This is a genomic window from Haladaptatus sp. HS23 (assembly GCF_056892285.1).
In genome coordinates this window covers 734,647-755,397 of the sequence record NZ_JBXGLH010000001.1, presented here as the reverse complement: position 1 = coordinate 755,397, position 20,751 = coordinate 734,647, and the positions used below count along the sequence as shown (strand labels likewise).

Below are 20,751 nucleotides of genomic sequence, written 5' to 3'. Positions count from 1 at the left end.
TGTGTGGCGTGCCGAGCCGGTTCGGTGTTCGAAACGTTTTTTACCGACAATATCCCGCATGAGTTATGTCCTCCTCCCGCGTTTTCTGGCTCTCGTTCGGGATATTCGGTCTTAGCTCAGCGGCCAGATGGGTCGTCGAATACGGTTCCGAGTCCCAAAGCACGGTTTCGCTTATCGGCGGTGCTTCCGCGGCCGGGATAACGCTAATCGCTATCTACGGAACGCTCCGACCTGACGATGCGGGGGGTCCCGGAGCCAGCAGTCCGGTGACTTACTGCGCCGTTTTGGCCGCGGTACTGTCCGTCGCCAGTCTCCCGATTACGGTGCGTTAATCGACTGAATTCCGTCGGTTTCCACCGACTGCCGCCCTTCGAACAGCCAGAACCGTTACTTACGATGCTGTCGTTCGCGTTTGTGCCCCGACGCGGGGGAGGAGAGATTCAACATGGCACAACAGTTCGAATGCACACAAGTGGATTGTGAGTTTATGGTACGGGCGAACGACGAGCAAGAAATCGTCGATATGGTGCAGGAACACGCCCGAGAAAAACACGGTATGTCGATGGACCGGAACGACGTGCAAGGTGCGATAGAGCAACGCTAATCGCTCACGCGTCGTTTCTCGGCTCTTTTGTCGCTGGCGAAGGATTAAGTACCTACGGGAGCGTGGTGAAAGTGATGGCAGACGACCCCGAGGAGGGGATGTTGTCGTGGGACGAGTCGGTGTTCCGCGAGGAACACGTCTTCGAAATCGACTACGTTCCGGAGACGTTCAAACACCGCGAATCCCAGACACAGAGTCTCCAATACGCGCTTCGGCCAGCAGTCCGCGGGTCGCGCCCGCTCAACGTCATGGCGCGCGGTCCGCCGGGGACTGGCAAGACGACGTCGGTTCAGAAGCTCTTCGACGAACTCTCGGCTCAAACCGACGTTCGGACGGTTCGCGTCAACTGTCAGGTGGACTCGACGCGATACGCCATTTTCTCGCGCATCTTCGAGGGGATATTCGACTACGAACCGCCGTCCAGCGGCATCTCGTTCAAGAAGTTGTTCCGCCAAATCACGGACAAACTGGTCGAGGAAAATGAGGTCCTCGTCGTCGCGTTAGACGACGTGAACTACCTGTTCTACGAGGGTGAAGCCTCCGATACGCTCTACTCGCTCCTTCGTGCCCACGAGGCACACAGCGGGGCGAAAATCGGCGTCATCGTCATCTCCTCCGACCTCAACCTCGACGTCATCGAGGAGCTGGACACTCGCGTTCAGAGCGTCTTCAGACCCGAGGACGTGTACTTCCCGGTGTACGACCGGGAGGAAATCGTCAGCATCCTCGGCGAGCGCGTCAAACGCGGTTTCCACGAGGGCGTCATCGGCCGGGAGGTGCTGGAACGTGTCGCCGAACTCACTACCGAGAGCGGCGACCTTCGCGTCGGCATCGACCTCCTGCGACGGGCGGGCCTGAACGCCGAGATGCGCGCCAGCCGAACCGTGAGTTTGCAGGACGTGGAGGACGCTTACGAGAAGTCCAAGTTCGTCCACCTCTCCCACAGCCTGCACGCCTTGAGCGACAACGAAGTCGCGCTCGTCCGCGTCATCGCCGAACACGACGGCGAACAGGCGGGCGAGGTGTACGACGTGTTCCACGAGGAGACCGATTTGGGCTACACGCGTTACTCGGAAATCATCAACAAACTCGACCAACTCGGCATCATCGACGCCACCTACACCAACGTCGACGGCCGCGGGCGGTCGCGGTCGCTGTCGCTTCGATACGACCCCGAAGCCGTGTTGGCGCGGTTGGACGACTGAGAATCGTCTAATCGGCGCTTTTTTCGATGTGTTTCGACCGTCGTACAATCGTCGGTTATCACGCAAGCGACCTTCTCAAGTACCTCGAATCCCTACGAAAGATACCATGAGCGACACCCAGTCCGGCCCGCTTCGACCGGACAACCCGGACGCCGAAACAGAGTTCCGAGTCGACGCGCCGTTCGACCCCGCGGGGGACCAACCCGAGGCCATCGAGCAGTTGGCCGAGGGCTTTGCCGACGGGATGGAAAAACAGACCCTGTTAGGCGTCACGGGGTCGGGGAAGACGAACACGGTTTCGTGGACGATGGAGGAAGTCCAGAAACCGACGCTCGTCATCGCGCACAACAAGACGCTGGCGGCGCAGTTGTACGAGGAGTTCCGGAACCTCTTCCCGGACAACGCGGTGGAGTACTTCGTCTCCTACTACGACTACTACCAACCCGAAGCGTACGTCGAACAGACGGACACCTACATCGACAAGGACGCGTCCATCAACGAGGAAATCGACCGCCTCCGTCACTCCGCGACGCGCTCCCTGTTGACTCGGGACGACGTCATCGTGGTGGCGTCGGTGTCGTCTATTTACGGTTTGGGTGACCCGCAAAACTACGAGGACATGCGCCTCCGATTGGAAGTCGGCCAGACCATCGAACGCGACGAACTCCTCGCCCGTCTCGTGGACCTGAACTACGACCGGAACGATATGGACTTCACGCAGGGGACGTTCCGCGTTCGGGGCGACACCGTGGAAATCTTCCCGATGTACGGACGGTACGCGGTTCGGGTCGAACTCTGGGGCGACGAAATCGACCGGATGGTGAAGATAGACCCGCTCGAAGGCGAGGTGAAGTCACAGGAACCCGCCGTGCTGGTCCACCCGGCGGAACACTACTCGATTCCGGAGGAGACGATGGCCGAAGCCATCGCCGAAATCGAGTCCGATTTGGAGCGTCGAATCCGCTATTTCGAGCGAAACGGGGACCTGGTGGCCGCTCAGCGAATCGAGGAGCGAACCACCTTCGACCTCGAAATGATGAAGGAGGCGGGCTACTGTTCCGGCATCGAGAACTACTCGGTGTACTTCTCCGACCGCGACGTCGGCGACGCGCCGTACACCCTCCTCGATTACTTTCCCGACGACTTCCTCTGTGTCATCGACGAATCACACCAGACGGTGCCCCAGATTCGCGGCCAGTTCGCGGGCGACAAGTCGCGCAAGGACTCGCTCGTCGAAAACGGGTTCCGACTTCCGACGGCCTACGACAACCGCCCGCTCACGTTCGAGGAGTTCGAGGAGAAGAGCGCGAAGACGCTCTACATCTCCGCGACGCCTGCCGATTACGAACGCGAGGAGAGCGAACAGATCGTGGAGCAGATCGTTCGCCCGACACACCTCGTGGACCCGAAGGTGGAAGTCGCCGATGCCTCGGGCCAAATAGACGACTTGATGGCCCGAATCGACGGCCGAATCGAACGCGACGAGCGCGTCCTCGTCACGACGCTGACGAAGCGGATGGCGGAAGACCTGACCGAGTATTTAGAGGAGGCCGGTGTCGCCGTCGAGTACATGCACGACGAGACTGACACGCTCGAACGCCACGAACTCGTTCGGGGACTCCGATTGGGCGAGTTCGACGTACTCGTCGGCATCAACCTCCTCCGTGAAGGGTTGGACATCCCCGAGGTGTCGATGGTCGCCATCCTCGACGCCGACCAGCAGGGCTTCCTTCGCTCTGAAACCGCACTCGTCCAGACGATGGGCCGTGCGGCCCGCAACGTCAACGGGGAGGTAATCCTCTACGCCGACGAGGTGACGGACGCGATGGACGACGCGATGGACGAAACGCAGCGCAGACGGCGGATTCAACGGGAGTTCAACGAGGAACACGGCTTCGAACCACGGACCATCGAAAAGGCCGTCTCGGAGGCGAACTTGCCGGGGAGCAAGACCGACACCGGCGGCGTCACTCGAAACGCGCCGGAGACGGACGAGGAGGCGCTCGAACAGATAACGCAACTCGAAGACCGGATGGAGGAGGCGGCCAACAATCTGGAGTTCGAACTCGCCGCCGACATCCGCGACAGGATTCGGGACTTGCGCGAGGAGTTCGACGTGGGGACGGAAATCGGCGGGGTCGAACCCGAGTTGGACGAGTTCTGACCGGGGATTTCCGTCCCTTTCGTCTTCTCGTTTCTCGGCACTCGGAAGAAATCGACTTTTTCGGACGTTTTCACGCTTTGACGAGTCCGCGTCGAGCGACCTTCGGTAGAATCAGTTCGATTCGGGGTCGACTTCCGCACCGACTTGCGGAATTTCGTCCACGTCGTTGTCGAGTTCGGAAAGGGTTTCCTCGATGTCGTCCAATCCGAGCAGTTCTCTGGTTTCGGGGTCGAAATCGTTCGATTCGAGGACCTCCTCGTCTTCACGCACGTCGCTGCCGGTGAGGTGTTTGCCGTAGCGGCCGACGAGCGAGGAGAGTTCTTGCGGCAGGACGAACGTCGTGGATTCTCCCTCGCCGATGCTTTGGAGCGTCTCCATGCCTTTCTCGATGATGGCGCGTTCGCCCATCGATTGGGCGGACCGCGCACGAAGCACGGTTGAAACGGCATCACCCTGCGCTTCGAGAATCTGGCTCTGCTTTTCACCTTGCGCGCGGATGATGTTCGAGGACTTGTCACCCTCCGCCTTTTCGATGGCACCGCGACGCTCCCCCTGTGCTTCGAGAATCATGGCGCGGCGTCTCCGCTCCGCACTGGTCTGTTGCTCCATCGCGCCGGTGACGGCCTGACTCGGCATCACTTCGCGAACCTCGACGCTCTCGACGCGGACGCCCCAGTCGTCCGTCGGCGGGTCGATTTCCTTGCGGATTCGCGTGTTGATGACGTCTCGCCGACTCAGCGTCTCGTCCAATTTCATGTCGCCGATGACGGCGCGGAGGGTGGTCTGCCCGAGGTTCGAGACGGCGCGTTCGTAGTTGTCGACGCCGAGAAACGCCCGTTCGGGGTCCATGACGCGAACGTACAGGACGGCGTCCGCGATGACAGGCGAGTTGTCCTGCGTGATGGCTTCCTGTTTCGGCACGTCGAACACCCGCGTTCGCATGTCGAAGCGCCGCGTGGCGCTCACGAACGGCGGAATGAAGTGAATGCCGGGGTCGAGGAGACGGCGGTACTCGCCGAACACGGTCAGGGCGCGTTTTTCGTACGGGCCGACGATTTCCACGGCGCTGTTGACGGTTACTATCGCGAGGGCGAGCAGGAGGAGTCCCGCTATCGCCGCCGGGTCGAGGAACGGAAGGGCGAGGACGAAGAACACGGCGAAACCGATAGCGAAGAGGGCCTTCCCCGCGCCCACTCCCGCCGTCGTCTTGCCGAGGGTGTAGAACGGGTTATCCATGCTATTGGATTGTCGTTCAGTTCGCATAACAGTTCCCCACCACGAACGTTTCGCTGTCGAGAAATATAATCCGTTTCGGATTATATAAAATCCGTTGTAGAAGACAGAGTTAAATCGAGATGCGGTGAAGCTTCGCTCGCAATGATAGTCGTGGAAAACAGACTGTTCGTGGCCGAGGGGTACGCCGACCAGTTCGTGGAGCGATTCCGAGACAGTATGGGGAAAGTGGAGTCCCAACCGGGGTTCGTCAAGTTCGAACTGCTGACGCCCGCCAACGCAGACACGGATTCCTACATCTCTCAAACGTACTGGGAGTCCATGGCGGATTTCGAGGCGTGGACCGACACGGAAGCGTTCGAGGACGCACATTCGGACCACCCGCCGAAGGAGATGTTCACCGCACCTCACGAACTGGAAGTTCACGAGGTCGCGTTCGAACGGGCGGGCGAGTAGTCGCGCGGTCGGGACTCACAGTCGAGCGTTGGTGCGTGCTCACCACACCAACGCTCGACTTACAACCGACGGCGTAACGCCGCCACCGTCTTCTCGCCGACGCCGTCCACGTCCCGCAGTTCGTCGTCGGAGGCGGCGCGAATCCCCGCCAAACTCCCGAACCGGCGGAACAGTTTCCGTCTCATCTGCGGGCCGACGCCGGACACGTCGTCGAGTTCCGTCGAAACGTCGTCACGGAGCGTCTGGTGATACTGCACCGCGAAGCGGTGTGCTTCGTCGCGCACCCGCTGGAGGACGTGGAGGTGGGGCGCGTCGTTCGGCCAGTTGTAGGTTCCGGTGGGTGTAATCACGATTTCCTCGGCCTTGGCGAGTCCGACGGCGGGCACGTCCCACCCGGCCTCCTCCAGCGCTTCACGGGCGGCGGCGAGTTGTCCCTCCCCGCCGTCGATGAGGAGCAAGTCGGGGTCGGGTCGTTCGTCCCGTCCTTCGACCGCCCGCGTCGCACGCCAACGGACGAGGTCGTGCATGTTCGCGTAGTCGTCGTTCTTCTCGGTCAGTTTCTTCCGACGATAGTCGCTCTTCTCGGGCGACCCGCCGACGAGGACGACGTTGCTGCCGACCACCGAGGAGCCCTGTGCGTGGCTCACGTCGAACCCCTCGATTCGTTCGGCCGAGTCTAACGAAAGCGCGTCCGCGAGCGCCCTGAGTTCGTCCGGGTTGCCCGCGCCGCGGCGGGCGTTTTTCAGCGCCAAGTCCACGAGCGTCGCCTCCCGGCCCGCACCCGGTACGCGAACCGCGACCCCTTCGGCTTCCAACCAGTCGAGGACGTCGGTGTCGTCGGGCCGTTCGGAGAGCAGGAGCGCGTCCGGCAACTCGCGCTCGGCGTAGAACTGCGGGACGAACCCGCCGAGGACCGCCGCCGCGTCGTCGCCGTCCGGAACCGAGAGCGAGTGGTGGTCGCGGTCCACGAGTTGCCCCCGCTCGCTGTGCAACCGGGCTACCGTCGCACGTTCTCCTTCGACCGCGGCGCCGAGTACGTCCACGGTTCGCTCGTCCGTCGGCGAGGAAATCGCTCCCGCCTCCCCGCCGTGGAACGATTCGACGGCTTCCAACCGGTCGCGGAGGTTGGCCGCGCGTTCGAACTCCCGGTTTTGGGCTGCGTCCTCCATCTCGCGTCGGAGCGGCGCGGTCAGCACACCGTCCTCGCCGCCCAAGAATCGCTCGACGCTTTCCACGTCGCCGAGATACGCCGCCTCGCCGATTTCCCCCGTACACGGCGCGGTGCAGAGGCCGATGTCGTAGTCGAGACACGGCCGGTCGCGGTTCGCGAACTTGTGGTCCGAACAGCCACGGATGCCGTAGGTCTCCCGGAGTGCCTTGACGACGGTTTCGACCGTCGATTTGTTCGTAAACGGGCCGAACACCGTCGCCCCGGCGCGGTCCGGGTCACGGGTGATTTCGATTCGCGGGAACTCGTGGCCGGTCACTTGTACTAACGGGTAGGATTTGTCGTCCTTCAGGCGGACGTTGTACCGTGGCTGGTAGCGTTTGATGAGGTTCGCTTCCAACAGGAGCGCCTGTGTCTCCGTGTCCGTGACCGCGAAATCCAGCGCGTCGACGCGTTCGACCATCCGCCCGATACGGTTGCTCCGCGGGTCGGCGTACGACCGAACCCGTGACCGAAGGTCGACGGCTTTTCCGACGTAGCGAACCGTCTCGCCTTCCAAGAACTGATACACGCCGGGTTCGCGCGGTAACTCGCTTGCACGCTCCCGAACGGTGGCCGCGTCCATCGATTTCGACTAGTCGGCGCTCGGCTTTGAACTTGTCCCTACCGCCGCTCGAATTCGACGCGCGGCGTCTTCGGCTTCAGAGGCATCGACGGGGATTCGTATCGGGTCACGCCCCGCACGTTCGATTATCAACTCCTCCGAGCGCGTTATGAAGTAGAGAACGGCGAAGACGAGGGCGACGAGCACCAACGTGCCCCCTACGGGAAGCAGAATGCTCGCAAGCAGGGAGAACGCGCTCACCATGGTTCCGACCATCTGTTGGATGGCGAGAAGGGCCTGTTGATTGGCCGACTTCGCGTTATCAAATGCGGTGAGCAGGCCGCTGCTGTTGAGGAGGTACCCACACCCCACGAGAAGCAGGCCGTAGACGAAGCTCTTGACGCTCCACGAGCGGTAATCCGGACGACCGGCGGCTTGGACGCGTGCGTCGAGGACGTTCGGTCGGTCCTCGTGATCGAATCGTCTCTCACCCCCTTCGGGCATGAACGCGAGCAGACGATGGCTCGTCACCGCGATTCGTGCGCCCTCCAACTCGATTTCCTCTTCGATTTCCTCGCCCGCAAAGAGCATGTCGAGCAAACGGTCGTCCGACGCCTGTGACAGCGGGGACTGTTCCATCGTTTACCGGGACAATCACTGCGATAAATAAGGTTGCGGCTACGGGCTCGCTCGCCAGATACAAATCCGATACCCGCGAACGCACCGACATGGACGACGTGCGAGTGTGGCTGGTCGAGCGGACGTACAACGACCGCGACCTGCTGACTTTGGTGTACGCGACACCCGACGGGGAGCAGTACCTCAGGAAGGAGCGCGCGGGACGTCTCGGCGGCGAGACGACCGCCGCTATCGAAGTCGATGCCGAACGACTAGCACCCGTCACCGACGACACGGAGCGGGAGCGATACGCCGCCGAAGCGACGCGGATAATGGAAAAACGTGAACCAAGTGACACCGTGTAGCACGGAACAACAGTGCTATAAGCGCGTTGGCGAAACCCGAAACCATGACCGCCATCCGACTCGACGGCGTGACGAAGCGGTACGGTGACGTCACCGCCGTCAACGACCTCTCCCTCGACGTCGAAGCGGGGGAGGTGTTCGGCTTTCTCGGCCCGAACGGCGCGGGGAAATCGACGACTATCGACCTCCTTCTCGACTTCGTTCGGCCGACGAGCGGGTCCGTGACCGTCCTCGGCCGCGACGCCCGAGCGGAAAGCGTCGCCATCCGGGACAGGACCGGCGTCCTTCCGGAGGGCTTTTCGGTCTACCGTCGCCTGACTGGCAGACAACACCTCGAATTCGCCATCGAAGCCAAGGACGCGGATGACGACCCGGACGCGCTCCTCGACAGGGTTTCGCTCCTCGACGCCGCCGACCGGAAGGCGGGGGGCTACTCGAAGGGAATGGCCCAACGCCTCGGACTCGCGATGGCGCTCGTCGGCGACCCCGACCTGCTCATCCTCGACGAACCGACGACCGGACTCGACCCGAACGGCGCGCTCGCGATGCGGGAAATCATCCGCGAGGAGCGGGACAGGGGGGCGACCGTGTTCTTCTCCAGCCACCTTCTCGGACAAGTCGAAGCCGTCTGTGACCGCGTGGGAATCCTCCGCGACGGCGAACTCGTCGCCGAAGATTCCATCGACGGGCTTCGTCGGAATCTCGGCAGCGACGGAACCTTCCGAATCCGAACCGCCTCGCTTTCCCCGGCGGCGGTCCAGCAGGTCCGCGACATCGACGGCGTGGCGAGCGTCGAACGGGACGGCGACACGCTGTTCGTAACCTGCGGAACGGGGGACAAGACCACGGTCATCACCACGCTCGAAGCCGCCGGAGCGACCGTCGAGGACTTCGGCACCGAGGAGACGTCGCTCGAAGACCTGTTCATGGCCTACACGCAGGACGGGGTGGCACAATGACGTGGCAGTCCGTCGCTCGCAAGGATTTCCGCGACTCGCTTCGGTCTCGGTGGTTATGGGTACTGACGGCGCTGTTCGTCGTGGTGTTCGCCGTCCCGCCGATTTTCGCTTTCCTCATCGAGCGCGGGTCCGGAAGCGGGGCCGCCGGGCAGAACACCGACCAATACCTCTACCTGATGAAGCAGGGAACCGCCATTCTCATCCCGCTCATTTCCATCGTCATCGGCTACACCGCCATCACCGGCGAACGGGAGTCGGGGACGCTCAAACTCATGCTCTCGCTTCCGCACTCCCGCGAGGACGTGGTGTTCGGGAAGGTACTCGGTCGGAGCAGCGTCGTCGGTATCGCCACCCTCCTTGGTTTCGCCGTCGCCGCGGTCATCCTCCTGTTGACCAGCCTTCAGTTCAGACTCGTCAACTACCTCCTCTTCGCACTCCTCACCGTCCTCCTCGGCCTCGTGTTCGTCGGCCTCTCGGTCGGAATCTCCGCGGCCGCGAAGACCGGCCGCCGCGCGATGGTCACGGCGGTCACGTTCTACTTCGCCTTCCTCGTCTTCTGGAGCGGCCTCGCCAATCGCTTCGCCAGTTTCCTCGGGTCGTCCGCCGGCGTAGGGACCGCCGGACAGGTGAAGACCGTCCTCCTCATCAGACTGCTCAACCCGATAACCGCGTATAAAACGTTAGTCGATACTCTGCTCCTCCCGAGCCAGTTCAACGCACGGGTCGTGCTGTTCAACCGACTCTACCAAAGCGCCGTCGCCAACGTGCTCGGCAAGCCCCTCCCGATTTACTTCAGCGACGCCTTCGTGGTCGTCTATCTCCTCTTCTGGCTGTTCGTCCCCGTCGCGGTCGGGTACTCGGTTTTCGAGCGGACCGACCTCTAACCGTCGATTCCCTCCTCCGCGAGCAGGGACCAGAACTCCGATTCGTCGAGTATCGGCACGTCGTTTTCCTCCGCGTCGTTCGGCTTCGACTGTCCCGGATTTTCCCCGACGACGAGGTAATCCGTGTTGCCCGAGACGCTCCCCGTCGCGTTCGCGCCGTGACGCTCCACGAGCGCCGAGATGTCCGACCGCGGTTCGGAAAGCGACCCCGTGAACACGAACGTCAACCCGTCGAGTTCGTCACCGCCCGGCGTTTCCTCCCGCTCGGGTTCGACGTGTTCCAACAGGTCCTCGACGACCGACCGGTTACGCTCGGAGTCGAAGAACTCCCGAATCCCGGCGGCGACTTTCGGACCGATGTCCGGGACGGATTCGAGTTCGTCGGGGCTCGCGCCCATCAGGTCCCGCATGGAGTCGAAGTGGCGTGCCAACTCGTGGGCCGTCTCGGTTCCCACACGGGGGATGCCGATTGCCGAGAGGAAATCCCCGAGCGAGGGTCGTCTCGTGTCCTCGATTTCGCCGAGCAAGTTCTCCGCGCTCTTCTCTCCCCATCCCTCCAGTTCAAGCAACTCCTCTTCGTTCAGTTCGTAGAGGTCGGGTAGAGAGTCGACGAGGGCCGCGTCGATGAGTTGATCCACCCGCTCCTCGCCCAATCCGTCTATGTCGAGGCCGTCGTCGCTCCCGTAGTACGCCACCGCTTGCCGAAGTTGTGCCTCGCAGGCTACTCCTCCTGTGCAGTAGGCGATGGGGCCGTCGCGCTCGACCGGACTTCCACAGACCGGGCACTCCTCGGGGAGTTCGTAGTGACCCTCGCTGTGCTTTTCGACGACTTCCGAGACGTAAGGAATCACGTCCCCAGCGCGTTTTATCCGTACCTCGTCGCCGATATTGATGTCCTTCTCCGCGATTTCGTCGGGGTTGTGAAGGCTGGCACGCGAGACGGTTACACCGCCGACATCGACGGGTTCGAGGAGCGCGACGGGGGTGAGCCGTCCCGTCCGTCCCACCTGCACCGTCACGTCCATAATCGTCGTCCGCTCGGTGCGCGCCGGGAACTTGTAGGCGTACGCCCAGCGATACGAACGCGCGGTCATTCCGAGTTCCTCGCATTTCGCCCGGTCGTTCACCTTAATGACCACGCCGTCGATTTCGTAGTTTAGCTCCTCGCGTTCGGCCATCAACACGTCACGGTACTCGATACAGTCTTCGATGCCGTCCACGAGTTCCGTGCGGTCGTTCACTTTCAAACCGAACTCCGGCAGCGCCTCGTATTCGGACCAATGGGTCGGGAATTCGCCGCTCGAATCCAGCACGTCGTAGAAGAAACAATCGAGCGGGCGCTCGGCCGTCACCGATGGGTCAAGTTGTCGCAGCGACCCCGCCGCCGCGTTTCGCGGGTTGGCGAACAGGTCCTCGCCTCGCTCGACCCGCTCGCGGTTGAATTCGGTAAACGCGTCCAACGGGAGATACACCTCGCCGCGAACCGCGAGATAGTCGGGGTAGTCGCCGCGGAGATGGTGCGGGACGCTCGGGATCGTACGAACGTTCTCAGTCACGTCCTCACCGGTTTCGCCGTCGCCGCGGGTCGCGGCCCGAACGTACTCGCCCTCCTGGTAGACGACTTCCAGCGATAACCCGTCGAACTTCGGGTCACAGACGTACTCGACGTCGCTGAGTGTCCGCCGAACTCGTTCGTCGAACCCCCGGACGTCCTCCGCTTCGCCGCTCGACTCGATGGAGAGCATCGGCGCGACGTGTTCCACCGTGTCGAGTTCGTCCAGTGGTTCACCCCCGACCCGGCGGGTCGGGCTATCTGGCGTTTGAATGTCGAAGGCCTCCTCCAACGCTTGGAGTCGCGTAAAGAGTTCGTCGTACGTCCGGTCGCCGATTCGCGGGTCGTTTTCGACGTAGTAGCGGTAGTCGTGGTGGCGAATCGCCTCCCGAAGCAGCGCTGCCTGCTCGCTCGCTTTGGCTTCATCCATCTCCGCCACCGGTTCGAAATCGGTCTCCGGTTCCTCGACGTACGGGTTCTCGTCCGGGCTCACCTCTGCCATCGTTCGGGCATTGTTCGTCGCCCGGTAAATACCTCGGTACCTCCACTGCACGGAAAGTGAAGCCTGCAGTAGCAACCCCAGTTCTCACATTGCTCCTCGTTGGAACGATGGCTGATGACGGACTACAGCGTTCACGAACCGACGTTCAGTGGAACGACCGACGACGAGTGGAACGCTCCCGAGGAGAAGGATTTCGACACCGACGACCTGTCGGACATCGCCAGTCATTTCGTCCTCTCTTCGTCCGGCTTCGACGACCCGGAACGGTACGAGGACCTGAACCTCCCGGTCGTCGGACCGGACGGAAAGTTGAACGAGAACGCCATCCAAACCGCCTACAGCGGCGGCCACAGTGTCGAGTAGGTGGACGGCATCGACGACGACACGAAGTCGGATGCAAAGGACATCCTCTCGGACCTTGCAGACGATTTCGACGACCTCGATTTGGACGACTGAGCGGCCTGTCGGGTACCACCCCCCTGTCCAAGGAATCCAGTGTGAAGCTAAGTGCCACGGAAGTGGCGAGGCATGCGAACCGACCGGCTCGTCATCTCTCGAAGTGACCGTTTTCGGGAGCGTCGTTACAGCAACTCGGCGACGTTCTCGATGGCGTTCCGGCAGAACGGACAGCGATAATTCGTCGAGAATCCGCTGGACTGGGCGACGGTTCTCGTTTCCAGTTCGTGGAACCCGATGTTCCGCCGGCAATCCGGACAGGACACTTTTGACACGATTGTTGCTTTTCGACCGTACCCACTTAACTCCACGGGGCCGAAACAACTATATAGTAGATTCCGCCGTGCGTTGTAGCATGTACACCGTTGAGCGGGGTTTTCCGATATCCGTCCAGAGGGGTCTAAATGGCGCTTTTCGGCCGTTACTCGTGAATCACCGGTCGGTAAACGAATGCGAACAGGTGGCACGGTCGGCTTCGCGCGAGGGGGCGTCACACTCCCGCCTCGACCACTCACGCGACGATTGTCAGGTCACGCCGGGGTTGCTCCCGGCATGGTATATAAACGCTCGCCGTCCGCTCCTCGTAGAAACCTGCACTAAAAACATCCATCCGGTCCCGGTGTTTCCTCGCGGAATTATCCCTCGAACCCGTCCTCAAATCGGAAGGTACCGTTTCGCTGAACGACTTCCCCGTCGACTTCGATGAACGAATCCTCGCTCATGTCCACGATGATGTCCACGTGGACCGCGCTCTCGTTCGGTTTCCGATCGTCGGGAACGCAGATGTCGTAGGCCATGCCGACGGCGAGGTGGACGGTGTCGCCCATCTTCTCGTCGAAGAGCATGTTGTAGGTGAACCGGTCGATGTCGCGGTTCATTCCGATGCCGAGCTCGCCGAGTCGTCGTGCGCCATCGTCGGTATCGAGGACGCCGGCGAGGACCTCCTCGTTCTTCTCGGCGCTGAAATCGACGACCTCGCCGTTCTCGAACTTCAGCCAGACGTTCTCGACGATGTTGCCTTGGTGGACGAGCGGTTTGTCGAACAGCACCTCTCCCTCGACGGAATCGGGGACCGGTGCAGTGAACACCTCTCCGCCGGGGAGGTTGTTCTTCCCCTCGTCGTTGATGGTCTTCATGCCTTCGACGGACATCGTGAGGTCCGTCGTGTCGCCCGAGACGATACGGACTTCGTCGGCGGGGTCGAGGAGTTCGACCATCTGTCCCTGGAACTCGCGCTGTTCGTCCCAATCCTTGTTCATCGCGCTGTAGACGAACTCCTCGTAGGATTCCGTACTCATCTCGGCGAGTTGCGCGCTTCCGGGAGAAGGATACTGGGTGAGACACCAACGCGACGAGAGGATTTCCTGCTGTATGGGCTGATACGCCTGATTGTACGCCGCGTGCGTCTCGGCGTCCACGTCGCTCATGTCGGAGGCGTTCTCGTGTGCACGGATGTGGACGATGGCGTCCGCGGCCTCGAACAGCGCGCGCTCGTGTTCGGGCGTTTCGAGGTCGTCCGGGTCGATGGAGCGCAGGAACGCCGCTCGTTTCCTGTCCCGCCGACCGGCGGTGACGAGCGGGAACGCACCGCGTTTTCCGAGGAGTTCCGAGAGTGCGACCGCGAGGTCGTCCGTCCCCGACGGTGCGCGAACGACGACCGTATCGCCCGCTTCGATGTCGAGGGAATGGTCAACTATCGTCTCGGCGTGGTCCCGAATTCGGTGGTCCATGGTGGAAAATTTCGCCGATACTGGGTACCACTTTCGATGTGATTTCTTCGGGGATACTCTGCTCCTACCCACGACTATTTGTCCGGCGGTGCGAAAGGAGCGGACATGCTAGACTTGCGGAGCGACACGGTAACGAAACCGAACGAAGAGATGCGAAACGCGGCCAGCGAGGCCGACGTCGGTGACGACGTGTATGGCGAAGACCCGACGATAAACGAGTTGGAAGCGACAGCGGCCGAACTGATGGGAATGGAGGCGGGCCTCTACGTGCCGACGGGGACGATGGGCAACCAAATCGCGGCACGCGTTCATACGGACCGAGGGCAGGAAATACTGGTCGAACGCGAGAGCCACATCTACAAGTGGGAACTCGGCGGATTGGCCCAACACTCGGCGCTTCAGGTGCGAACCCTCGACGGCGGCAAGCGCGGAATTCCGACGCCCGAGCAGGTTCGCGACGGCTACGTCGAGGAGGACGCTCACCGACCCGGAACCGGCCTGTTGACGCTCGAAAACACGCACAACAGTAAGGGCGGCGTCGCAATCGCCCCCGAGAAAATCGACGCAGCGGCGGAAGCGGCCCACGACCTCGGCCTTCCGGTCCACCTCGACGGTGCCCGCGTGTGCAACGCCGCGGTGGCGCTAGACGTACCGCCGTCCCGAATCACCGAGAACGTCGATTCCGTGATGTTCTGTCTTTCCAAAGGGCTGGGTGCACCCGTCGGGTCGATGCTCGCCGGGGACGAGGAGTTCATCGCGCGTGCCCGGCGGGTTCGAAAACTGCTCGGCGGCGGGATGCGACAGGTGGGCGTGCTGGGAGCGCCGGGTCTGCTCGCATTGGAGAACGTCTCCCGACTCGAAGAGGACCACGAAAATGCCCGCGTTCTCGCGGAACTCCTCGCCGACGTGGACGGCCTCACGGTCCAGTCCCCCGAGACGAACATCGTCCTCGTGGACACCGAGGATGCGGGACTCTCCGCAGCGGAACTCCTCGACGCATGCGAAGAACGCGACGTTGTAGGGTCGGAGTTCGGTACGTACGTCGTCCGGTTTTGTACTCACTGGAACGTGGACCGGGAGGACGTGGAGACGGCGGCGAGACGGGTTCGAGACGCGCTGTAACCCTCCAAAAGCATTTACCGTCGGAATCTGCACACAGGTGTATGCAAACGACCGACTACCTCTTGCTTGGGATTTTATTGACTATTTTTGGCGGAACCGCGTTCCTCGGCCACGCCGTTCTCTCCTACGAATGGGCAGTGACGACTATGTGGCTCGGACTCCTCGTCGGCGTCGGCGGGACTATTCTCGACGAATTCGTATCGACTGGCCCATAGCCGCAACACTGACAAATTTTCAATAAATAGCTATCGCTGACCCTTCTGCATCCCTTCCTGAAACCCCGTCAGCGTCCGTCGAATGAAGAGGTAGACGAAGAAGACGAAGGCAAGCATAATGACGAGAAGCGCGACGAACAGCGGGTCGTTCAGCGTGTTCCCGATGATTCCGAGTGGTTCCATACCACGTCTATCAGTTCACGAACCAAATTCGTTTCGCCGTTCTAGTGACAAAGTTGATTGACGAGCGGATTCATATGCACAATAATGGCCGACCTCTTGCCCTCCAGTTCCGACGTGGAACCCCCTTCGGGTGGGACTCCCCGAGTGCTCGGAGTGGACAGTGACGACGCCGACGATCTGCTCGGCGCGCTCTCGTCCGACACGGCGCGCAGCCTCCTCTCCGAACTGCACGACCAACCCGCGACGGCGTCCGAACTGAGCGAGCGTGCCGACACGTCGCTTCAGAACGCCCAGTACCACCTGAAAAAGCTGGAAGACGCGGACCTCATCTCCCCTGTCGATACCATCTACTCCGAGAAAGGCCGCGAGATGACGGTGTACGCCCCGTCCGACGGCCCGCTCATCCTCTTCGCCGGCAAGGAAGAACAGACGTCCGGACTGAAGGACATCCTCTCACGCGTCCTCGGGGTCGCCGTCCTCCTCGGACTCATCAGCGCCGCGATTCAGTACGCCGTCTCCGAAGGCCTCTTACGAATCGGCGAGAAGGCCACCGAATCGTCCGGCGGCGGAGGGATGGGGACGTTTTCGACCGAATCGACGGCCACGACAGCGGACGCCACGGGCAACGTTCTGGCGACGATTCCACCGGGCGTGTTGTTCTTCGCGGGCGGTCTGCTCGTTCTCGCGCTCGGTGCGGGGTGGGTGTATTTCGCGCGAAATCGATAACTAAAACGCTTTTTTGAGCTTACGGAGGGTACATTATGTCGCACCGCATAGGATGAAGTGGAGCCGCCCTGCTTCGGCCCTCCCCCGATACGCCATCAACTTTCCAGCCCTTCAACGGGGAACTCCTCCACGATTTCCCCATCCCGATCGTACACCCTCCCAGCGAAGCCCTTCACGGTCGATTCGAGTTCGATGTGCGTGGGCCGATGTCCCCGCGGTCGTGCGTGGCTCCCCGGGTTCAACAACAACACCTCACCGGCTTGCTCGACGAGGTATCGGTGCGTGTGCCCGGACACCACCACGTCCGCTCCCCGCTCCCTCCCGAACAGTTCGAGCCCCGTGTTTCCGCCCCGTCGCCGATGCGTGAGCGCGAACCGAACCCCGTTCTCCTCGAACGTTCGCGCTGCCGGAAGACGGTCCGCGACCGTTTCAGTTGCGTTGTTGCCCCGAACTGCTACCAACCGCGAGCTTTCGGCTTCGAACGCATCGAGCGCCGCCGCCGTCGTGAAGTCGCCCGCGTGGACGACGAGGTCCGCGTTCCGAACGGCGTCGAGGGTCCGCCCGGTCAACTCGTGGCCCGTCGCGCTATGCGTATCCGAAACTATCGTTATCACGGTCCGACGTTGGAAGCCACTCGGTTTCCCTCTTGCGTCGTATCACGTCGTCCGCTAGCTCAGCACGTACACCACTGAACTGCCGTCCTCCATTCCGTCGCTCCGTCGTAAGGACTTTGACACCTCCTCGCCGCTAGTGACATAATGGCGAATAGCAAGTCCGTCGTGATTGCTGCCCTCATCGCAAACGCGGCGATTGCCGTGTTGAAGTTCTTCGGTTTCGTCCTCACCCAGAGTCCGGCCATGCTCTCCGAGACGTTTCACTCCATCTCCGACACCGGAAACCAGGTGTTTCTCCTCATCGGTATCTGGTTCGGCGGGCGGAAACCGACCCGCGCCCATCCCTTCGGCTACGGTAAGGCACAGTTCTTCTATAGCTTTCTGGTCAGCGTCCTCCTCTTCGGCATCGCCGGATGGGAGAGCGCGAAACACGGCTACGAGGCGCTGGTCCACCACGAGACGGTCAGTGGTGAGGCGGTTCACCTCCTCGGACAGGCGTTCCCGCCGGTTTACGTGAACTACGCCGTCCTCATCGGGGCCATGATGTTCGAGGGCTACGCCTTCAGCAAAGCGTACCGGTCCACCAAGCTCGAAATCGACCGCCGGAACTGGAGCGGGTTCCGCGAGGCGTTCCACAAGACGAGCGACGTTTCGACGCTCACGGCGCTCACCGAGGACACGGTTTCGGTCAGCGGTGCCGGGTTGGCACTGTTCGGCATCTGGCTGTCGCAAGTCACCGGCAACCCGATTTTCGACGCTGCTGCGGCACTCCTCATCGGGATTCTATTGATGGGGTCCGCAATCGCGCTGGCGTGGGAGAACAAACGCCTCCTCCTCGGCGAGAGCCTCCCGAAAGAGGAAGAGGACCTCCTCAGGTCGAAGTTGGACGGGTGGAACGGCGTCACCGAAATCATCGACTTCCGAACGGTCTACTTCGGCCCCAACCGCATCATCGTCACCGCCGACGTGGCCTTCGACCCGACGCTCGACACCGGCGAAATCGACGAACACATCACCGACATCGAAAACGAACTGTTCGAAACCAACGAGAGCGTAAAGAAGGTGTACATCGAACCGGAAGTGCAGGAAACGGCATCGGAATCGGTGGTCTAGCCCCGCTCGAAAACGGTCCGCTTCGGGTGGAAAAACACGCGTTTCTCTCACGTAGGCAAGGGTTTTTGAACCAAGCCGCGAATATCCCGTATCGTGTCCACGACGAACGAGTACATGCGGTTCTTCCCGTACGACGCCCCCTACGACAATCAACAGGAGGCGATGGACCGCATCTACAACGGACTTTCACGCGGACAGGACGTACTCTTCGAAGGCGCGTGTGGGACGGGAAAGACGCTCTCCTCGCTCGTTCCCGCACTGGAGTTCGCGCGCGAGGAGGACAAGACGGTCGTCATCACGACCAACGTCCACCAGCAGATGCGCCAGTTCGTCACGGAAGCGCGCGAGATAACGCGCAAGGAACCGCTTCGAGCCGTCGTCTTTCGGGGGAAGGGGTCGATGTGCCACATCGACGTCGATTATCAGGAGTGTCAGGTGCTGCGGGACAACACCTACGAAGTCGTCGACAAGGAACGCGACAAACGGGAACTCGAACAGCGCCAGAGCGAACTGCTCGAAGACATGCAGGAAGGCGATTCGACCGCCGCCGAGGCCCGCAGCGCGGTGATGGACGAACTCGACCAGATTCAGGACGAGGTCGAGAATCTGAAAGAGAAGAACGTCTGTGAGCACTACTACAACAACCTCACGGGGAACACCGAGGAGTTCTACCAGTGGCTCTACGACGGGGTTCGGACGCCCGACGACATCTACGAGTACGCCGAGCAACAGGGGATGTGCGGCTACGAACTCCTGAAGGACGGAATGGAGGGCGTGGATTTGGTCGTCTGCAACTACCATCACCTCCTCGACCCGATGATACGCGAACAGTTCTTCCGGTGGTTGGGCCGCGACCCGGAAGACGTCATCACCATCTTCGACGAAGCACACAACATCGAGGGGACCGCTCGGGACCACGCCTCGCGCACGTTGACCGAGAACACCGTCGACAGCGCGCTGGACGAACTGCAAGAGAGTGACGACTTCCGGAGCGAGGCGGGATTCAACGTCCTCGCCGCGTTCCAGCGCGCGCTGAAAGCAACCTACGAGGACTCCTTCGGGTTCGGCGAGCGCGAAGCGGTCGCCGAGAATTGGCAGGACGTGGCCGTCGCCAACGAGAACAAACGCGACGACCTCACCCTCAACTTCCTGCAGGAGTACTCCGGGACGGGAATCGATGCGGAGTTGGACGACGCGCTCTCGCTCGGCAAGGAACTCGACCAGAAGTACGAGGACGCGTACAAGGAGGGCGACGCGACGACGCGAAAAGAGTGCCAGACGTTGCAGGCCGCGGCGTTCGTCAAATCCTATATGGACGAGGGGGCCGAACTCGGCCAGTATCCGGTCGTCGCGGTTCGACGCGACGAAGGGACTGACCAAGTGTACGGACGAGCGGAGCTGTACACCTGCATCCCGCGCGAGGTGACACAGGCCCTGTTCGACGAGGTGTACGCGACGGTGCTGATGAGCGCGACGCTTCGACCGTTCGACGTGCTGTCGGACGTGTTGGGACTCTCGGAACCCGTCTCCTTGGCTTACGGACTCCAGTTTCCCGAGGAGAACCGTCGGACCTTCGCGGCCGAAACCCCGGCGCTGTTCGCCAGCGAACGAAGCAACCCGGAGACGCAGGAAATCATCGCCGACGCGTTGGCCGACGCGGTCCGGTTCACCGCCGGAAATACGCTCGTCTTCTTCCCGAGTTACGCCGAGGCGGAACGCTATCGTGACCTCGTGGGAAGTCGAGTCGATTCGAACGTGTACTTCGATGAGGCTGGGACTCCAGTGGAGGAACTCCGCCAACGGTTCACATCGGACGACAACGGCGTCCTCTTCACCTCGCTGTGGGGGACGTTAGCCGAGGGCGTCAGCTTCGACGGTGACGACGCCCGAACCGTCGTCGTTGTCGGCGTCCCGTACCCGCATCTCGACGACCGGATGGACGCGGTGCAGGACGCCTACGACACGGTGTTCTCGGACCGCTCCGGACGGAATTCGGGATGGGACTACGCCGTGGAGATTCCGACGATTCGGAAGACCCGGCAGGCGCTCGGGCGGGTGATTCGCTCGCCGGAGGACTTCGGCGTCCGCATCCTCCTCGACAAACGTTACACCGAAAAGAGCGTCCGGGAGATGGGAAAGTACAGCGTCCGGGAGACGTTCCCGCCCGAGGAACGCGAGGAGACCATCGACATCGCACCCGGGAAACTCAAGTTCGCCATGCTGAATTTCTTCAGGGACAACGATGCGTGGAACGGCGAACCACCACAGCCATAGCGGG

At 61.8% G+C, this 20,751-nt stretch carries 22 protein-coding genes; 14 read left to right on the top strand and 8 right to left on the bottom strand.

The genetic code is table 11. From position 1 onward, the window contains the following. Nucleotides 1-65 precede the first annotated feature (65 nt). The 4 genes from AC1XDK_RS04130 to uvrB all read left to right on the top strand — a co-directional run bounded on the left by AC1XDK_RS04130 (nt 66) and on the right by uvrB (nt 3,973). Entirely contained in the window at nt 66-332 is a 267-nt protein-coding gene (locus AC1XDK_RS04130; protein WP_483348498.1) for a hypothetical protein, read from the top strand. 113 nt (nt 333-445) lie between these two features. Continuing rightward, nucleotides 446-604 carry a DUF1059 domain-containing protein gene (locus tag AC1XDK_RS04125; protein ID WP_483348497.1) on the top strand — a complete coding sequence of 53 codons (159 nt, stop codon included), beginning with the start codon at nt 446-448 and terminating at the stop codon, nt 602-604. Nucleotides 605-678: 74 nt separating this feature from the next. Beyond that, a complete protein-coding gene (locus tag AC1XDK_RS04120) occupies nt 679-1,809 on the top strand; it encodes an ORC1-type DNA replication protein (protein WP_483348496.1) in 1,131 nt (376 codons plus the stop codon). Between the two features lie 106 nt (nt 1,810-1,915). Next, nucleotides 1,916-3,973 (top strand): excinuclease ABC subunit UvrB, encoded by a 2,058-nt coding sequence (uvrB, locus tag AC1XDK_RS04115; RefSeq protein WP_483348495.1) that lies wholly within the window; start codon nt 1,916-1,918, stop codon nt 3,971-3,973. 111 nt (nt 3,974-4,084) lie between these two features. On the opposite strand, the gene AC1XDK_RS04110 is transcribed toward uvrB, so the two are convergent. Then, on the bottom strand, nt 4,085-5,209 hold the full coding sequence (locus tag AC1XDK_RS04110) for an SPFH domain-containing protein (RefSeq protein ID WP_483348494.1): 1,125 nt from the start codon (nt 5,207-5,209) through the stop codon (nt 4,085-4,087). 141 nt (nt 5,210-5,350) lie between these two features. On the opposite strand from AC1XDK_RS04110, the gene AC1XDK_RS04105 reads away from it, so the two are divergent. Beyond that, the gene (locus tag AC1XDK_RS04105; RefSeq protein WP_483348493.1) at nt 5,351-5,662 is read left to right on the top strand and encodes an antibiotic biosynthesis monooxygenase family protein; all 312 of its coding nucleotides are present in this window, start codon (nt 5,351-5,353) and stop codon (nt 5,660-5,662) included. A gap of 59 nt (nt 5,663-5,721) precedes the next feature. Here AC1XDK_RS04105 and AC1XDK_RS04100 read toward each other — a convergent pair whose 3' ends face one another. Then, nucleotides 5,722-7,455 carry an excinuclease ABC subunit C gene (locus tag AC1XDK_RS04100; protein WP_483348492.1) on the bottom strand — a complete coding sequence of 578 codons (1,734 nt, stop codon included), beginning with the start codon at nt 7,453-7,455 and terminating at the stop codon, nt 5,722-5,724. Between the two features lie 9 nt (nt 7,456-7,464). After that, a complete protein-coding gene (locus tag AC1XDK_RS04095) occupies nt 7,465-8,073 on the bottom strand; it encodes a hypothetical protein (protein ID WP_483348491.1) in 609 nt (202 codons plus the stop codon). Nucleotides 8,074-8,162: 89 nt separating this feature from the next. Between AC1XDK_RS04095 and AC1XDK_RS04090 the strand changes: the two genes are divergently transcribed. The 3 genes from AC1XDK_RS04090 to AC1XDK_RS04080 are packed head-to-tail and all read left to right on the top strand — an operon-like array spanning nt 8,163 to nt 10,260. Beyond that, nucleotides 8,163-8,417, top strand: coding sequence for a DUF7967 family protein (locus AC1XDK_RS04090; RefSeq protein ID WP_483348490.1), 255 nt, complete (start codon nt 8,163-8,165; stop codon nt 8,415-8,417). Between the two features lie 44 nt (nt 8,418-8,461). Beyond that, nucleotides 8,462-9,376: an ABC transporter ATP-binding protein gene (locus tag AC1XDK_RS04085; RefSeq protein ID WP_483348489.1), complete on the top strand. Its 915-nt coding sequence runs from the start codon at nt 8,462-8,464 to the stop codon at nt 9,374-9,376. Next, a complete protein-coding gene (locus AC1XDK_RS04080; RefSeq protein WP_483348488.1) occupies nt 9,373-10,260 on the top strand; it encodes an ABC transporter permease in 888 nt (295 codons plus the stop codon). Before AC1XDK_RS04085 ends, AC1XDK_RS04080 begins: the two co-directional genes overlap by 4 nt. On the opposite strand, the gene ligA is transcribed toward AC1XDK_RS04080, so the two are convergent. Further along, nucleotides 10,257-12,314 carry an NAD-dependent DNA ligase LigA gene (gene ligA / locus AC1XDK_RS04075; RefSeq protein ID WP_483348487.1) on the bottom strand — a complete coding sequence of 686 codons (2,058 nt, stop codon included), beginning with the start codon at nt 12,312-12,314 and terminating at the stop codon, nt 10,257-10,259. The genes AC1XDK_RS04080 and ligA overlap by 4 nt on opposite strands. A gap of 114 nt (nt 12,315-12,428) precedes the next feature. Between ligA and AC1XDK_RS04070 the strand changes: the two genes are divergently transcribed. Then, complete coding sequence (locus AC1XDK_RS04070) at nt 12,429-12,677, top strand: hypothetical protein (protein WP_483348486.1); 249 nt, start codon at nt 12,429-12,431, stop codon at nt 12,675-12,677. Nucleotides 12,678-12,895: 218 nt separating this feature from the next. Here AC1XDK_RS04070 and AC1XDK_RS04065 read toward each other — a convergent pair whose 3' ends face one another. Both AC1XDK_RS04065 and AC1XDK_RS04060 read right to left on the bottom strand, forming a co-directional pair. Continuing rightward, nucleotides 12,896-13,045 carry a hypothetical protein gene (locus AC1XDK_RS04065; protein WP_483348485.1) on the bottom strand — a complete coding sequence of 50 codons (150 nt, stop codon included), beginning with the start codon at nt 13,043-13,045 and terminating at the stop codon, nt 12,896-12,898. A 360-nt stretch (nt 13,046-13,405) separates the two neighbouring features. Beyond that, a complete protein-coding gene (locus AC1XDK_RS04060) occupies nt 13,406-14,500 on the bottom strand; it encodes an aminopeptidase (protein WP_483348484.1) in 1,095 nt (364 codons plus the stop codon). 105 nt (nt 14,501-14,605) lie between these two features. Here AC1XDK_RS04060 and AC1XDK_RS04055 point away from each other — a divergent pair, with 105 nt between their 5' ends. Further along, the gene (locus AC1XDK_RS04055; RefSeq protein WP_483348483.1) at nt 14,606-15,622 is read left to right on the top strand and encodes a threonine aldolase family protein; all 1,017 of its coding nucleotides are present in this window, start codon (nt 14,606-14,608) and stop codon (nt 15,620-15,622) included. A gap of 41 nt (nt 15,623-15,663) precedes the next feature. Beyond that, entirely contained in the window at nt 15,664-15,837 is a 174-nt protein-coding gene (locus AC1XDK_RS04050) for a hypothetical protein (protein ID WP_483348482.1), read from the top strand. A 30-nt stretch (nt 15,838-15,867) separates the two neighbouring features. Here the strand turns inward: AC1XDK_RS04050 and AC1XDK_RS04045 are convergent, their stop codons facing one another. Beyond that, a complete protein-coding gene (locus tag AC1XDK_RS04045; RefSeq protein WP_483348481.1) occupies nt 15,868-16,020 on the bottom strand; it encodes a DUF7859 family protein in 153 nt (50 codons plus the stop codon). An 84-nt stretch (nt 16,021-16,104) separates the two neighbouring features. On the opposite strand from AC1XDK_RS04045, the gene AC1XDK_RS04040 reads away from it, so the two are divergent. Then, nucleotides 16,105-16,746, top strand: coding sequence for an ArsR/SmtB family transcription factor (locus AC1XDK_RS04040; RefSeq protein ID WP_483348480.1), 642 nt, complete (start codon nt 16,105-16,107; stop codon nt 16,744-16,746). Nucleotides 16,747-16,841: 95 nt separating this feature from the next. Here the strand turns inward: AC1XDK_RS04040 and AC1XDK_RS04035 are convergent, their stop codons facing one another. Next, complete coding sequence (locus AC1XDK_RS04035; protein ID WP_483348479.1) at nt 16,842-17,360, bottom strand: metallophosphoesterase; 519 nt, start codon at nt 17,358-17,360, stop codon at nt 16,842-16,844. Nucleotides 17,361-17,504: 144 nt separating this feature from the next. Between AC1XDK_RS04035 and AC1XDK_RS04030 the strand changes: the two genes are divergently transcribed. Further along, a complete protein-coding gene (locus AC1XDK_RS04030; RefSeq protein ID WP_483348478.1) occupies nt 17,505-18,473 on the top strand; it encodes a cation diffusion facilitator family transporter in 969 nt (322 codons plus the stop codon). Nucleotides 18,474-18,566: 93 nt separating this feature from the next. After that, nucleotides 18,567-20,747 (top strand): ATP-dependent DNA helicase, encoded by a 2,181-nt coding sequence (locus AC1XDK_RS04025; RefSeq protein WP_483348477.1) that lies wholly within the window; start codon nt 18,567-18,569, stop codon nt 20,745-20,747. The last annotated feature ends 4 nt before the right edge of the window (nt 20,748-20,751 follow it).